The sequence below is a fragment of the Capillimicrobium parvum genome (assembly GCF_021172045.1).
GTDB lineage: Bacteria > Actinomycetota > Thermoleophilia > Solirubrobacterales > Solirubrobacteraceae > Capillimicrobium > Capillimicrobium parvum.
The window spans coordinates 2,603,652-2,616,845 of the sequence record NZ_CP087164.1 but is presented as its reverse complement, the minus strand read 5'-3'; the positions used below and the strand labels follow the sequence as shown (position 1 = coordinate 2,616,845).

The 13,194-nt window shown below is 73.1% G+C and carries 14 protein-coding genes; 6 read left to right on the top strand and 8 right to left on the bottom strand.

Features of this window, described 5'->3' with window-relative positions; translation table 11 throughout:
• Positions 1 to 7: 7 nt before the first annotated feature.
• Positions 8 to 697, top strand: coding sequence for a GntR family transcriptional regulator (locus DSM104329_RS12860; RefSeq protein ID WP_259315841.1), 690 nt, complete (start codon positions 8 to 10; stop codon positions 695 to 697).
• 87 nt (positions 698 to 784) lie between these two features.
• Here DSM104329_RS12860 and DSM104329_RS12855 read toward each other — a convergent pair whose 3' ends face one another.
• The 8 genes from DSM104329_RS12855 to DSM104329_RS12820 form a co-directional block, all read right to left on the bottom strand.
• A complete protein-coding gene (locus DSM104329_RS12855) occupies positions 785 to 1,747 on the bottom strand; it encodes an ABC transporter permease (protein WP_259315840.1) in 963 nt (320 codons plus the stop codon).
• The gene (locus tag DSM104329_RS12850; protein WP_259315839.1) at positions 1,744 to 2,709 is read right to left on the bottom strand and encodes an ABC transporter permease; all 966 of its coding nucleotides are present in this window, start codon (positions 2,707 to 2,709) and stop codon (positions 1,744 to 1,746) included. The genes DSM104329_RS12855 and DSM104329_RS12850 overlap by 4 nt, the downstream gene beginning before the upstream one ends.
• Positions 2,702 to 4,144: a sugar ABC transporter ATP-binding protein gene (locus DSM104329_RS12845; RefSeq protein WP_259316211.1), complete on the bottom strand. Its 1,443-nt coding sequence runs from the start codon at positions 4,142 to 4,144 to the stop codon at positions 2,702 to 2,704. Before DSM104329_RS12845 ends, DSM104329_RS12850 begins: the two co-directional genes overlap by 8 nt.
• 2 nt (positions 4,145 to 4,146) lie before the next feature.
• Complete coding sequence (locus DSM104329_RS12840; protein ID WP_259315838.1) at positions 4,147 to 4,989, bottom strand: ABC transporter substrate-binding protein; 843 nt, start codon at positions 4,987 to 4,989, stop codon at positions 4,147 to 4,149.
• Positions 4,986 to 5,960 carry a fumarylacetoacetate hydrolase family protein gene (locus DSM104329_RS12835; RefSeq protein WP_259315837.1) on the bottom strand — a complete coding sequence of 325 codons (975 nt, stop codon included), beginning with the start codon at positions 5,958 to 5,960 and terminating at the stop codon, positions 4,986 to 4,988. The genes DSM104329_RS12840 and DSM104329_RS12835 overlap by 4 nt, the downstream gene beginning before the upstream one ends.
• A 47-nt stretch (positions 5,961 to 6,007) precedes the next feature.
• Positions 6,008 to 6,421 (bottom strand): hypothetical protein, encoded by a 414-nt coding sequence (locus DSM104329_RS12830; RefSeq protein ID WP_259315836.1) that lies wholly within the window; start codon positions 6,419 to 6,421, stop codon positions 6,008 to 6,010.
• A gap of 36 nt (positions 6,422 to 6,457) precedes the next feature.
• Positions 6,458 to 7,735: a substrate-binding domain-containing protein gene (locus DSM104329_RS12825; RefSeq protein WP_259315835.1), complete on the bottom strand. Its 1,278-nt coding sequence runs from the start codon at positions 7,733 to 7,735 to the stop codon at positions 6,458 to 6,460.
• Positions 7,736 to 7,878: 143 nt separating this feature from the next.
• Complete coding sequence (locus tag DSM104329_RS12820) at positions 7,879 to 8,460, bottom strand: TetR/AcrR family transcriptional regulator (RefSeq protein ID WP_259315834.1); 582 nt, start codon at positions 8,458 to 8,460, stop codon at positions 7,879 to 7,881.
• A gap of 87 nt (positions 8,461 to 8,547) precedes the next feature.
• On the opposite strand from DSM104329_RS12820, the gene DSM104329_RS12815 reads away from it, so the two are divergent.
• Genes DSM104329_RS12815 through buk form a run of 5 tightly spaced genes read left to right on the top strand, consistent with a single transcriptional unit; the run spans position 8,548 to position 13,177 of the window.
• A complete protein-coding gene (locus tag DSM104329_RS12815; RefSeq protein ID WP_259315833.1) occupies positions 8,548 to 9,573 on the top strand; it encodes a fumarylacetoacetate hydrolase family protein in 1,026 nt (341 codons plus the stop codon).
• Positions 9,574 to 9,625: 52 nt separating this feature from the next.
• Complete coding sequence (locus tag DSM104329_RS12810) at positions 9,626 to 10,231, top strand: cupin domain-containing protein (RefSeq protein ID WP_259315832.1); 606 nt, start codon at positions 9,626 to 9,628, stop codon at positions 10,229 to 10,231.
• Positions 10,221 to 11,168 (top strand): BKACE family enzyme, encoded by a 948-nt coding sequence (locus tag DSM104329_RS12805; protein WP_259315831.1) that lies wholly within the window; start codon positions 10,221 to 10,223, stop codon positions 11,166 to 11,168. Before DSM104329_RS12810 ends, DSM104329_RS12805 begins: the two co-directional genes overlap by 11 nt.
• On the top strand, positions 11,149 to 12,090 hold the full coding sequence (locus DSM104329_RS12800; RefSeq protein ID WP_259315830.1) for a phosphate acyltransferase: 942 nt from the start codon (positions 11,149 to 11,151) through the stop codon (positions 12,088 to 12,090). The genes DSM104329_RS12805 and DSM104329_RS12800 overlap by 20 nt, the downstream gene beginning before the upstream one ends.
• The gene (gene buk, locus DSM104329_RS12795; RefSeq protein WP_259315829.1) at positions 12,083 to 13,177 is read left to right on the top strand and encodes a butyrate kinase; all 1,095 of its coding nucleotides are present in this window, start codon (positions 12,083 to 12,085) and stop codon (positions 13,175 to 13,177) included. Before DSM104329_RS12800 ends, buk begins: the two co-directional genes overlap by 8 nt.
• The last annotated feature ends 17 nt before the right edge of the window (positions 13,178 to 13,194 follow it).

Below are 13,194 nucleotides of genomic sequence, written 5' to 3'. Positions count from 1 at the left end.
CATCGCCGTGGAGTCTCGACCCACCCGCGCCGGCCAGGTCCAGGACGAATTGCGCCGGCGGATCCGCTCGGGCGACCTGCCGCCCGGCGCGCGCCTGCGCCAGGACGAGCTCGCGGCCCGCTTCGGCGTCAGCTCGACGCCCGTCCGCGAGGCGCTGACCGCCCTGACCCGCGAGGGCCTGGTCCGCCACGACGCCCATCGCGGCGCCGTCGTGCACCTGCCGACGCCCGACGACGTGCGCGAGAACTTCGAGATCCGCCTCGCGCTCGAGCCGCTGGCCACGAGCCTCGCCGCCGGACGGCTCGACCGGCGCACGACCGCCGAGCTGCTGGTCTTCGTGGAGGACCTCGACGCGGCCGTCGACCACGCCATGCGGACCGGCACGACGAGCGACTACGAGCACGCCGACCGCGCGCTGCACCTGACGATCTTCACGGTCGCGGGACGCCCCCGGCTCACCGAGATGATCGAGTCCCTGCGTGACGCTGCCGCGGCCTACGCCCATCTCCACCGGCCGGCCGGCTTCGACGAGCCGATCCTGCGCCGGCTTCATGCGCAGCACCGGGAGATCGTCGCGGCGCTCCGGGCCGGCGACGCCGCGCAGGCCGGCCTGCTCGCCGCCGCGCACGTGTGGCTCACCGCCGATGGCGCGGCCGTGGAGCCCGACCCACGCCTCCCGCGCGTCGAGCCCGCGTAGCGTCGTCCGCGCCGTCGCGGTCGTGGACGAGCCCGAGGGAGAGCGCGGTCTCCCGGGCAACGTCGATGCTCTCCACGACCCCCTTCGCTATATCCGGTCGCGCAGCCGCCGGTCGCGGCCGTAGCCCGCGACGACGGCGAGGATCAACAGCCCGAAGATGATCTGGTTGGTCGCCTGGTCGACGTCGTTGCCGACGAGGATCGTGGTCAGCACCGTCAGCGTGAGCGCGCCGACGACGGTGTGCGTGTAGTCGCCCCGGGCGCCCATGATCGTCGTGCCGCCGACGATCACCGCGGTCAGCCCCTGGAACAGGTAGGGGTCGCCGATCGACTGGTCGGCGCCGCTGAAGCCGGCGAGCAGGATGCCCACCAGCGTCGCGATCGCCGCCGATGCCGCGAACACGGCGATCCAGACCCGCCCGGTCGGCACACGCGCCAGGCCGGCCGCGCGCGGGTTGGCGCCGGTCGCGTAGAGCCGCCGGCCGGCGACGGTGCGGTGCAGCACCACGGCCATCACGACCGTGACGAGGCCGGTGATGACGACGATCGGCGGCACGTCGATGCCGAACGTCGCCGCGGCGGGCGAGCTGATGTCGGTCAGGAACGCGGGCGCGGTTCCGGTGAGGTTGCCGCCGGTCCACGCGATCGCGCCGCCGGAGGCCAGCGCCCCCATGCCGAGCGTGACGATGAGCGGCTGGATGCGATGGCGATGGCAGATCCAGCCCGTCGCGGCTCCCATCACCGCGGCGATCACGGCGGGCACCACGATCGCCGCCACCGACGGCCACCGGTGCACGCCGTAGAGCTCGCTGACGAGGATCGCGCCCATCACGATGAAGCCGGGGATCGACAGGTCGAGGCCGCCGAGGATCATCACGAGCGTCTGCCCGAGCGCGGCGAGGGCGAGCAGCGCGGCGAGCGTGAGCATGCTCTTGAGGTTGAACCACTGCCCGAAGCCCTCGATGGTCGCGGCGCCGTAGACGAAGATCGCCACCAGCGCGACGGTCTGGGCCAGCGGAAAGCGCCGCTGAAGGTCCAGCAGGGGTCTCACGCCGTCACCGCCTTGGCGACCGGCGCGGCCTGCAGCCGCGCGCCGACGAGGACGCCGACGACGAGGAGCCCGCCGTAGACGACCTGGTTCCAGCTCGCGGCGACGCCGAGGGCCGACAGCGCCGTCTGGAGCTCGTAGATGCAGACCGCGCCGAGCACGCTGCCGAGCAGCCCGCCCCGGCCGCCGCCCAGCGGCGTCCCGCCCAGCGCGACCGCGGCCAGGGCGATGAGCGTGTACGACGCGACGCCCGCGGTCTGCGTCGACAGGACCAGCGCGGTGAGCGCGATCCCGGCGACCGCGGCGAACAGCCCGCCGAGGGCGTAGGCGGCGATGCGCACGGCGACGACGTCGACCCCCGCGCTGTAGGCGGTCGCGTCGTTGCCGCCGACCGCGTAGAGGACGCGATGGAAGCTCGTGCGCGACAGCGCCAGCCAGATCGCCGCGGGGATCGCCATCAGGATCAGGGCCCCGGGGATGGGGCCGACCTGATCGCCGAGGCTGCTGAGCCACTGGACGTCGGTGACCGTCCTGGGGCTCGGCGCGATCTTCAGGGCGATGCCGGCGAGCACGAAGAACGCGCAGAGCGTCGCGATGACGGGCTGGTAGCGGAAGATCGCGACGAGCGCGCCGTTGATCGCCCCCACGCCCGCACCGATCGCCAGCAGGATCAGGATGGCGACGACCGGCGAACCCAGGCCGGCGTGCGGCAGCAGCCAGGACACGAGCACCACGTTGACGACGATCGACAGCGGGCCGACCGAGATGTCCAGCCCGCCGCCGCCCGAGACGATCGACGGCGTCGAGGCCATGGCGATCAGCGCGAACGGCGCAAGCGTCGCGAGCTGCGCCGGCCAGTTGCCAGGCTCGGCGAAGCTGGGCTCGGCGACCACGTTGACGGCGCAGAGCACGACCGCGAAGACGAGGGCGAACATGAAGGGCCGCGTCCGCAGCAGCTCACGCATGGGTCACCTCCGGGCGCTGTCCGAAGAACGCGCCGACGAGCGCCTGGCGCGACAGCCCGTCGCGCGGGATCTCGCAGAACGGGCCGCCCTCACGGAAGACGACGACCCGGTCCATCAGCTCGATGTGCTCGTCGACCTCGGTGGAGAGCATCACGATCGCCATGCCGGACGCCGCGAGATCGACCAGCACCCGGTACAGGTCCCGCTTCGCGCCGAGGTCGACGCCGCGGGTCGGGTCGTTGAGCAGCAGCACCGCGGGTTCCGTGGCCAGCCAGCGGGCGACGACGACCTTCTGCTGGTTGCCGCCGGAGAGCGTCGTGATGAGATCCTCCGGGCGCCCGAGCTTGATGCCGAGCGACTCGACGAAGGCGGCCAGCCGCGCCCGGCTGCGCTTCGGCTGCAGCACCCCTGCCGCCGTGTCGCGGGCGAGCGTCGGCAGGGCGAAGTTCTCGAGGATCGACTTGGACTCGAACAGGGACTCGGCGCGGCGCTCGCGCGGGACGTAGGCGCCGCCGTCGCCGGCCGCCGCCGCCAGCGCGCGCAGGAAGCCGTCCTGGCCGTGGCCCTCGAGCCCGGCGAGCCCCACCAGCTCCCCCGCGCGCACCGCGAAGTCGCCGACGTGCAGCACGACGTCGCCGATCTTGCGGTCGGCGCGCTCGCCGGCGTGATCGGTCAGCTCCTCGGCGCCGGTCATCAGGCGCACGAGCTGCGCGACCGGCGTCTCGCCGCGGCGCAGCGTGGCCACCGTCTCGCCCGAGCGCATCACGGTGATGCGGTCGCCGATCTCCTCGACCTCGTCCATCCGGTGGGAGATGAAGATCACGGCGACGCCGTCCGCGGCGCGCTCGCGCAGCACCTCGAAGAGGCGGTCGCGGGTCGCGACGTCGAGTGCCGAGGTCGCCTCGTCGAGGATCAGCACACGCGGGTCGCGGACCAGCGCGCGGGCGATGCCGCACGCCTGGCGGTCCGACAGCGACAGCCGCTCGACCGGCACGTCGAGATCCAGGGACCGGCCGAGCAGCCGGTCCAGGACCGCCTCGGCCTTCTCGCGCTTGGCGGCCTTCGAGCGCGGCGCGCGGACCAGGCCCTCGGTGCCCAGCCAGACGTTCTCCAGCACCGAGCGCGCCTCGACGACGAGGACCTCCTGGAAGACGGTGGCGATGCCGTGGTCGATGGACTCGCGCGGCGACGACAGCGCCACGACGGTCCGGTCGCCGACCTGCAGCGAGCCGGCGTCCGGCCGATGGACGCCCGCCAGGAGCTTGACCAGCGTCGACTTGCCGGACCCGTTCTCGCCGACGATGCACAGCGCCTCGCCGGCCGTCAGCTCGATCGAGGCGCCGCGCAGCGCGCGCGTCGCCCCGAAGGACTTGCTCGCGTCCGTGACGCGCAGCGCCGTGGGCGCGGCGGGCACGGCCGTCGTCTCCTGCGCCATGGTCACGGCGCGGCCGCCAGCGTCCCGGGCGCCGGCGCGCGGGCGGGCAGGACGCCGAGCTCGTCGCGGATCGCGTACAGCAGCGCGACGCCGCGGGCCGACACCCGCACGTCGGCGGGAACGACGTCGAGCAGCGCGCTCGCGCCGGCGGGCGGGAACCCGGCCGCCGTGAAGAGCTCGAGCGCCTCGTCGCGGGACGCGGTCGCCGCCCACGCCGCCGCCTCGGCCAGCGCGGCGAGGTACCGCTCCAGCGCGGGCCCCAGCTCGGCCAGGCGGGCCTCGCGCACCGCGACGCCGATGCCGGGGAAGTCCGGCAGGGCCTGCTCCACGGTGGTGAGGCGCCGCAGGCCCTGGTCGATGGCCTGGTCGCTCCACGGCGGGCCGAGGAGCCCGCCGGCCGCCCGCCCCTGGGTGACCGCGTCGCACCGCTGCTGGATGCCGCCCTCGGGGCTGAGCCGGTAGTCGCCGGCTTCGAGGCCGTGGTCGCGCAGGATCTTGCGCAGCACGATCGCGAAGCCCGTGTCGACCGCGTCCACCGCCACCGTGGCGCCGCGCAGGTCGGCGATGCGCTCGACGTCCGCGCCGACGACGAGGTCGAGCACCGTCGTGCGCTCGACCTGGCCGATCAGGCGGAGGTCGTCGCCGTCGGCGTCCCAGGCGATCAGGTTGTCGATCGCGGTCAGCGCGACGTCGCAGTCGCCGGACGTCATCCGCTCGCGCTGCTCGGTCGACGAGCGTGTCCGCACCGTCTCGATCTCGACTCCGTGGCGGGCGTACAGGCCGAGGCCGGCGGCGATCGCCTCCACGCCGGGCGCGACGAACTCGATGACCCGCAGGCGCGTCACCCGGCGCCTCCGACGCAGTGGTTGCGCTGGACGCCGAGGCCCGTGATCTCGGCCTCGATGCGGTCGCCGTCACGCAGGAAGCGGCCGTGATGCGTGCCGTTGCCGGCAGGAGAGCCGGTCAGCACGACGTCGCCGGGAAGGAGCTGCACCTCCCGCGACAGGTAGGCGATGATCGCGGCCACGTCGAAGACCATGTCGGCCGTCGACTCGTGCTGCATGATCTCGCCGTTGAGCCGCAGGGTGATCGTGAGGTCCTGCGGATCGGCGACGCAGGCGGCGGGCACGACGTAGGGCCCGGTCGGCTTGTAGGTCGGCGCGCACTTGGAGCGCAGCCAGTCGACGGAGACCGGTCCGGCATCGGTGCGCGGGACGAGGTCGCGCGCGGTCAGGTCGTTGACGATCGTCCAGCCGGCGACGCACTCCAGGGCGTCCTCGAGGGCGACATCGCGCCCTGGACGGCCGATGACCGCCGCGAGCTCGAGCTCCCAGTCGTTGCGCTCGGCGTCGGCGCGCAGATGGACGTCGTCGTCGGGTCCGCAGATCGACGAGGGCAGGCCGGCGAACACGAGCGGCGTGCCGGACCGCGCTCTCTCGTCCATCACCGCCGTCACCTCGGCGCGGATCTCCTCCACGGACATGTCCGGGCGCGAGCCGACACCCGAATCGACCATGAGGTCGATGACGTGGGTGCGGTAGTTCATGCCGGCGGCGAGGAGCTGACGCGGGGCGACGGGCGCGAGGCGGCGCAGCTCGTGCTCGGCGAACCGGAGCGGCGACGGGTCTTCGGCGAGGCGCCGGCGCAGGGCGGCGACGTGGTCGTCCCAGTCGTCGAGCAGTCCCTCGACGCCGGTGTCGGGCCAGCCGGGCAGCAGGTCGGCGACGGCGCCGACGCGGCCGTCCGCGACGACCCCGGTGAACGGATCGGCGCCGTCGGCGAACCGGCCGAAGGCGATGCACGGAAGCTCGGTCATGCGATGACACGGCCGGTGCGGGGCCCGGAGGCCCCGCACCGGGACGCCTAGTACCTGGCGGTGCCCTTCATCTGGAAGGGGAACTTGCCGGTGATGTCGCCGCGGACGTTGAACGACCCCTTCACGCCCTTGTACTTGCCGGTGCCGCGCGTCAGCTTGCCCTTGCCGGAGGCGACGGTCCCCTGGAGGGTCGTGTTGAACGTGTAGTAGATCGTCCCGCCCTTGAGCTTCCAGTAGCCCTTGGTCGTCGGCGGAAGGGTCTGCGAATGCGCCTTGCCCTTGCCGAGCGTCCCGGCGACGGTGCCGTCGACGAGGTACTTCGGCGGACCGGACGACTTCCCGTTCTCGGTCATCGTGAACTTGACGGTCTTGGCCGACGCGGCGCCCGGCACGACCAGGACCGCCGCGGCGATCGCGGTGGCCATCAGCGTGGTCACCGTCCTGCGTGAGAACAGAGACATGGCTCTCCTCCTGTGCTGCTGGTGGTTGATGAGGTGTCAGTCGCCCTGCGGGGGAGCCCCGTTGGCGAAGAACGGATCGAGGTACTCGTCGGTGAACCAGCTGTTGGGCGGGCCCTCCGGCTGCCCGGGCGTCGTCAACGTCCAGGACTTGTCGGCCCACTGGTCGAGGTTCTCGTCGGTGAGCAGCGGGATCCGCGCGACCATGTTGGACGTCTTCGGGCCCTGCCCCTCGAGCATCCGCAGGGTCACGTCGGCCCCCGCCGTGCCCAGTGCGGAGGGGCCGAACGCCGTCCCGACGCCCTGGTAGCTGTCGCGGTTGTTGATCCAGTAGCCGACGCCGCCCTTCGTGGGGCCGATGTCGGCGACGATCGGCATCGGGCGCCCGGTCTGCTGGAAGGCGCTCATGATGCCGTCGGTCATCGTGCCCGACTGCAGGACGCCGTCGATCTTCGTGGGATGGGTTGCGAGGAACTTCAGCGTCTCGGACTTGGCGTTCGGCGAGACGAAGTTGCCGTAGACCTGCCCGGCGTCCTTGACGTCCGGGCACTCCTTGAGCACGAGCTTCTGGGCCGTGTCGGCCTCGATCTCGGAAGGCACGCCCGGGATGCCGCCGACGCGCAGGACGTTGCCCTTGCCGCCGATCATCTGCAGCAGCCGGGCGCTGGCCTCGGCGTTGGCGAGCGTGAGGTTCGGCGAGACGTTGACCGCGTACGGCGTGTCCGCCACCGTCTGGACCGTCACCGTCGGGATGCCCTTCTCCGCGGCCTTCTTGATGGGCGCGAGGAACGGCGGGGCGAGCAGCGGCTCGACGATCATGATGTCGACGCCCTCGTTGACGAGCGCGTTGTAGTTGGCGAGCTGCGCCGGGACATTGACGTCGGCGCCCATCGTCCGGTACTCGACGTCGCTCACCAGCGGGCTGGCCTTCAGGCGGTCGACGAGCGCCTTGCCCATGTCGACCTGGAAGCCGGCGGTCGACGGGCCCCAGGCGACGCCGACCTTGTAGGGCGGCTCACCCTTGGGCTTCCAGTCGGCCCAGGGACTCTTGTGGACGACGTACGGATAGCCCTTGTAGGCGGCCTGGTGGTCGGCGGGCAGCTGCGCGACGACACCGTCGGGGTCCTGGACCGCCGGCAACGGGAGGCTGCCGCACCCGGCCGCCGGCGTGGTCAGCGCCACCGCCTCGGCGGTGCTGCCGGTGCTGCCGGTGCCGGCGGTCGCGCCGCTGCCGGACGATGACCCGCCCCCACAGCCTGCCACCGCCAGCGCCAGGGCGGCGACGAACGGTGCGGTGCATCGAACGGTCTTGCTCATGTCTCCTCCAGGTGGCGGGGCCCCGCCGCAGCCTCTCCTCATACGAAACGGAGCGTATCAGTGTCGAACGCGGCCCGCAACGTCCCGTATCGGTTGAGCGGTGCAGTCCGCGCCGGGCGACGGGGTCGCCGCCGCGCGGCTCGTCAGCGCGAGACGGCGGCGGGCGGCGCCGCCATCCCCGCGAACGCGACGTCGATCGCCTGCTCGGCGTAGTCCTCGCTCAGCGGCCGGTAGCCGAAGAGCAGGCGCAGGTAGACCGGCGAGTAGAGCATCTCGACGAGGAGGTCGACGTCGACGCCCTCGCGGATCTCGCCGGACCGGACGCCGCGCTCGAGCAGATCGTGGATGGCCGCGCGCCGGCCGTCCCAGAAGCGCCCGCGGAAGTCCGCGAGCGTCGACGGGTCGTACTGGCCCTCGGCGATGATCTGCGCGACCAGGCGCCCCTCGGGACCGGCGTACTGGCGGATCAGCGAGCGCAGGTGCACCGCGAGGGCCTCGCGGACGGAGAGGTCCGCGGGGATCGGGGTCTTGACCAGATGGTGCTCCATGAAGGCGTCGATCACGACGGCGGCCTTGCTGGGCCACCAGCGGTAGATCGTCGTCTTCCCGACGCCGGCGCGCTTGGCGATCGCCTCGATCGAGAGCTTCTGCACCGTCGTGTCCTCGAGCAGCGCGACGGTCGCCTCGAGGATCGCCGACCGGCTCGTTTCGCTTCTGGTCGCCATGGAGTAAACGATACGCAACGGAGCGATAGCTTCCTGCGCCAACATACGATACGATACGGCTCGATTCCATCCGGAGGAGAGCCGCTCATGAAGCTGGGACGTATCTCGAGAACCGGGCCGGACGGCCCCGCCCCGCGCCTGGTCGCCGTCCATCCGGCGCAGCAGCGCGTCGTCGACCTGGCGGCGGCCGAACGCCTGCGCCTCCTCGCCGACGGCGCCACGCCGGAAGCCGCCCGCCGGCTCGCCGACGCGCTGTTCCCGCCCAGCATGTCGGCGGCCATCGCGCTCGGGCCCGCCTTCGTGGCGGCCGCCGAGCGTGCCGACGCCGCCGCCCCCGGCGACGCGTCGCTCGCCTTCGACGAGGTGCGCTGGATCGCCGCGCTGGACCCGCCCGTGATCCGCGACTCCCTGACCTTCCCGCTGCACATGAAGCAGTACGGCGAGCGCTTGGGCGTCGGAGCTCCGAACCCCCAGTTCTTCCGGACGCCCGGATACTTCAAGGGCTCGACCGGCGTCGTGTTCGGCCACGACGAGGAGATCCCCTATCCGTCGTTCGCGGAGCGCCTCGACTACGAGCTCGAGCTCGGACTCGTCGTCGGCGGCACCGGCCGCAACCTGACCCCCGATCAGGCGCAGGAACGGCTGTTCGGGCTGACGATCTTCAACGACTTCTCCGCGCGGGACATCCAGGCCCGCGAGATGGGCATGGGGATGGGTCCGCAGAAGTGCAAGGACTTCGCGTTCGGGATCGGGCCGTGGATCACGACGATCGGCGACCCGGACCTGCCGCCGCTCGACCAGCTGACGATGCGCGTGCGCGTCAACGGCGAGGAGTGGGCGACCGGCGTGAGCGAGGGCATGATCTACTCGCCCGCCGAGCTGCTCGCGTACGTCTCGATCGGCGACGTCCTGCAGCCCGGCGACATCATCGGCTCGGGCACGGTCGGCAACGGCTCGGCCCTCGAGCTCGGCCGTCATCTCAACCCCGGGGACACGGTCGAGCTGGAGATCGACGGCGTCGGCGTCCTGCGCAACCGCTTCAGCGCCCAGCCGGAGCAGTACCCGTGGTGGCCGCAGCCGCGCGAGAACCCCTTCGACGCGGTCCGGTCGTGAGACCCCGCGGGTCCTCACCCACAACGGCCATGACTCTGCAGGAGGTCTCACCGTGAGCGAGCAGATCGCCGCGCGCGCGACGCTCGCCGACGACGTGCAGCTGCTCGCGCCCGTCCGGCGCGTCGTCACGGGCCACGACGAGCACGGCCGCTCGATCATCCTCAGCGACGGGCCCGCCCCCCATAGCAACGCTCCCGCGAGCGTGCCCGACCTCGTCGCACGAGTGATCTGGATGACCGACTCGATGCCGGCGTCCAACGCCGGCAACGAGGATGCCGCGCCCGCCGGGACCGTCCCGCCGATCGGCCCCCCGCCGAACGGCACGATCCTGCGCATCGCCGACTTCCCGCCCGACACCCGCTACGACGGCATCGACATCGCCCAGCTGTTCCGCGAGATCGGCGGCGCGGACGCGCACGCGGCGGGACAGGACGCCGAGAGCGACCCGCGGCACTTCTGGTTTCACAAGACCGAGACGCTCGACTACGGGATCGTCCTGGAGGGCGAGATCTGGGCGCTCCTGGACGTCGGCGAGTGCCTGCTGCGCCCCGGTGACGTGATCGTCCAGCGCGGGACGAACCACGCCTGGTCGAACCGCAGCGACCGCCCGTGCCGCATGGCGTTCCTGCTGATCGACGCGCTGCCCGATGGTCGCTGACGCGCCGCCGATCATCACGTGCGCCCTGACGGGCGGCTACCACGACAAGGCGACGACGCCGGCGCTGCCGGAGCAGCCCGAGGAGATCGTCGAGCAGGGAATCGCCGCGTGGGCGGCGGGCGCCGCGGTGCTGCACGTCCACGCGCGCGACCCCGACGGCCGCAACACGACCGACCGCGAGATCTACCGCGAGATCCACACCCGGCTGTGCACGGAGACCGACGCGATCGTCCAGCTCACCACGGGCGGCGGGCTGAGCCAGACATACGAGCAGCGCCTGAGCACCGCCCTGCTCAGCCCGGAGATGTGCTCGCTGAACATGGGCCACGTGCTGTTCTTCACGCGCGACGGCCGGGCGCTCATGCTCGACAACCCGCGGGCCCAGATCGAATGGTTCGCCCGCGAGATGCTCGACCGGGGCGTCAAGCCCGAGCTCGAGGTCTACAACCCGACGATGCTCGAGGAGGTGGAGCGCCTCGTGGACGCCGGCCTGCTGCAGCCGCCGCTGAACGTCGGCTTCGTCCTCGGCGCGCCGGGCCAGAGCGCGGCCCGGGGCACGTGGCAGAACCTCTGCCATGCGGTCTCCCGGCTGCCCGCGGGCGCCAACTGCAGCGTCATCGGGATCGGGCGTGCGCAGCTGCCGCTGACGACGATGGGCCTGGCCATGGGCCTGAACATCCGCGTCGGGTTGGAGGACAACGTCCGCTACAGCCGCACCGAGATGGCGCGCGACAACGCTCAGCTCGTCGAGCGCGCGGTGCGGATCGCGCGCGAGCTGCAGCTGCGGCCGGCGACCCCGAGCGAGGCGCGCGAGATCCTCGGCACGCGCGGGCGATCCGCCGGTGCGGTGCCCGAGCCGCTCGTGGCCGACGAGCGTCCGCGCAACGACCCGCCGCTCACCGCGGCCGCTGCCGGCGATGAGTTCTCCACGGTCTGAGGCGCCGGCCGGCACGGCGCCGCGGGACCTCGCCGCCCTCCGGGCGCTGGCCGTCGGCCGCCCGCCGGCGCGCCTGGCGGTCGTGTGCGCCGACGACGGGGTGGCGCTCGAGGCCGTCGCGATTGCGGTCGAGCTCGGCATCGTCGCGCCCGTCCTGTTCGGCGATCCCGCCGCCATCGAGGCGAAGGCGCCGGCGGCGCTGCTCGACCCCTGCGAGCTCGTGGCGGCCGGCAGCGCGCAGGACGCCGCGCGGCTCGCCTCCCGGGCCGCCGGGGCGGGGGACGTCGACGTGCTGATGAAGGGCGCGCTGCGCACCGATCAGCTGCTGCGCGCCGCCCTGTCGGCCGACGCGGGCCTGCGCACCGGCCGGCGGCTGAGCGACGTCGCCTTCTACGACGACCGGGTGCAGGGTGCGCCGCGGCTCGTGGGCGTCACCGACGGCGGGCTGTCGATCGCGCCCACACTGGCCGACAAGCGCGACATCGTCCGCAACGCGGCCGCCGTGCTGCACCGGCTCGGCTTCGCGCGGCCGCGGATCGCGATCATGAGCGCGACCGAGGCGGTCACCGACGCAATGCCGTCGACGCTCGACGCGCGCACGCTGACCGAGGAGGGCGCCCGCGGCGAGTTCGGCGACTGCGACGTCTACGGGCCGCTCGCGCTCGACAACGCGCTGTCGCCGGCCGCCGCGGCAGCCAAGGGCATCGACCACCCGGTGGCGGGCCACGCCGACTGCCTGGTCGCGGCGTCGATCGAGGCGGGCAACCACCTCGGCAAGGCGGCCAAGTACCTCGCCGGCAGCGTCCTCGGGCACGTGATCGCGGGCGCCCGCGTGCCGATCCTCATCCCGTCGCGCGTCGAGAGCGCCGAGGACAAGCTGACGTCGATCTGCCTGGGCGTCATCTGCAGCGCGGATGACTGAGCCGCTGATCCTCGCCGTCAACCCGGGCTCGAGCTCGACGAAGGTGGCGCTGTTCGCGGGCGGCCGGGAGCTCGCCGCCGTCGCCGTCGGCCACGACCAGGCGCAGCTCGACGCCTTCCGGGGGCGCCCGATCCTCGACCAGCTTCCGATGCGAGCAGCCGCGATCCGCGCGTGGCTGGAGACGCAGCCCGGCGTGCTCGCCGCCGTCGTCGGCCGCGGCGGCCTGCTGCCGCCGCTGGCCTCCGGCACCTACCGGGTGGACGCGGCCATGCTCGAGCTGCTGGAGCGCCACGAGCGCGGCGAGCACGCGTCCAACCTCGGCGCGTTCCTGGCACAGGAGCTGGCCGCCGAGGCGGGGGTGGACGCCTTCGTCGTGGATCCCGTCGCGGTGGACGAGTGGCCGGCGCACATCCGCCTCTCCGGCCATCCCGCCCTCCCCCGCGAATGCCTCTCGCACGCGCTCAACACCAAGGCGGTGGCCAAGCGCTTCGCCCGCGAGACCGGCCGCCGCTACGAGGACCTGCGGCTCATCGTCGCGCACCTCGGCTCGGGGATCTCGATCTCCTCGCACGCGGGCGGGCGCATGATCGACGTGACGAACTCGCGCGAGGAGGGCGCGTTCTCGCCGGAGCGCGCCGGCGGGGTCCCGGCGATGGCGCTCGTCGAGCTGTGCTTCAGCGGCCGCCACGACCGCCGCGCCGTCGAGGACATGCTCTTCCGCGAGGGCGGGCTGCTGGCCTATCTCGGGACGCGCGACGTCGCCGAGGCGCTCCGGCGCGCCGATCTCGCGGGCGACGCCGAGGCCACGCTCGTCATCGACGCGATGATCCATCAGATCACCCGCGAGATCGGCGCCGCGGCCGCGCCGCTGCGCGGCCGCGTCGACGCGATCCTGCTGACCGGCGGCATGGCCCACGCCGCCGCGCTCACCGCCGCGATCGCCGAGCGCGTCGACTGGATCGCCCCCGTGAACGTCCACCCGGGCGAGGACGAGCTCGCCGCCCTCGCCGAGGGCGCACTGCGGGTCCTGCGCGGCGAGGAGGAAGCCCGCGCCGTCGGCGGCAGGCCCCACTCCCGCGCGGCGTAGCGAGGGGCACGCGAGCG

What these genes read in the sequence shown, in the direction of transcription:
- DSM104329_RS12850 (WP_259315839.1), bottom strand. Translation starts at nt 2,709, where the DNA reads ATGCGTGAGCTGCTGCGGACGCGGCCCTTCATGTTCGCCCTCGTCTTC.
- DSM104329_RS12845 (WP_259316211.1), bottom strand. Translation starts at nt 4,144, where the DNA reads ATGGCGCAGGAGACGACGGCCGTGCCCGCCGCGCCCACGGCGCTGCGC.
- DSM104329_RS12835 (WP_259315837.1), bottom strand. Translation starts at nt 5,960, where the DNA reads ATGACCGAGCTTCCGTGCATCGCCTTCGGCCGGTTCGCCGACGGCGCC.
- DSM104329_RS12830 (WP_259315836.1), bottom strand. Translation starts at nt 6,421, where the DNA reads ATGTCTCTGTTCTCACGCAGGACGGTGACCACGCTGATGGCCACCGCG.
- DSM104329_RS12825 (WP_259315835.1), bottom strand. Translation starts at nt 7,735, where the DNA reads ATGAGCAAGACCGTTCGATGCACCGCACCGTTCGTCGCCGCCCTGGCG.
- DSM104329_RS12820 (WP_259315834.1), bottom strand. Translation starts at nt 8,460, where the DNA reads ATGGCGACCAGAAGCGAAACGAGCCGGTCGGCGATCCTCGAGGCGACC.
- DSM104329_RS12815 (WP_259315833.1), top strand. Translation starts at nt 8,548, where the DNA reads ATGAAGCTGGGACGTATCTCGAGAACCGGGCCGGACGGCCCCGCCCCG.
- DSM104329_RS12805 (WP_259315831.1), top strand. Translation starts at nt 10,221, where the DNA reads ATGGTCGCTGACGCGCCGCCGATCATCACGTGCGCCCTGACGGGCGGC.
- DSM104329_RS12800 (WP_259315830.1), top strand. Translation starts at nt 11,149, where the DNA reads ATGAGTTCTCCACGGTCTGAGGCGCCGGCCGGCACGGCGCCGCGGGAC.
- buk (WP_259315829.1), top strand. Translation starts at nt 12,083, where the DNA reads ATGACTGAGCCGCTGATCCTCGCCGTCAACCCGGGCTCGAGCTCGACG.